Annotated in this window: 1 protein-coding gene; it reads left to right on the forward strand. The window is 74.5% G+C overall.

Annotation, left to right across the window (positions count from 1 at the left end; genetic code table 11):
• Positions 1-271: hypothetical protein (locus IF89_RS40165; RefSeq protein WP_043195155.1), on the forward strand; the 271-nt coding region annotated here is incomplete at both ends.

Raw genomic sequence — 271 nt, forward strand, 5'->3', positions numbered from 1 at the left:
GGGCCTGCCCTTCGTCGACACCGAAGAGGGCCGTGCGGTGGTGGCGGGCGGTGTCTACGAGATCGACCCCGCCGCCACTGCCCCCGGGGGTGCCGGCTCCGGCCTGAAGCGGTTCCCCGGCGAGGGGGTGCGCTTCGAGCATGTCCCGGGGGGCAGCCTGCCCGCCCGGGACGGGGTGGAGGAGCGCGGCTACGAGTGGCGGCTGACGGACCGCACCGACGGGTCGGTGCAGTACTTCGACACCGCCGGCAACCCCGTCGCGTTCGAAGAC

It is taken from the genome of Streptomyces sp. NRRL F-2664, assembly GCF_000719345.1.
Lineage (GTDB): Bacteria > Actinomycetota > Actinomycetes > Streptomycetales > Streptomycetaceae > Streptomyces.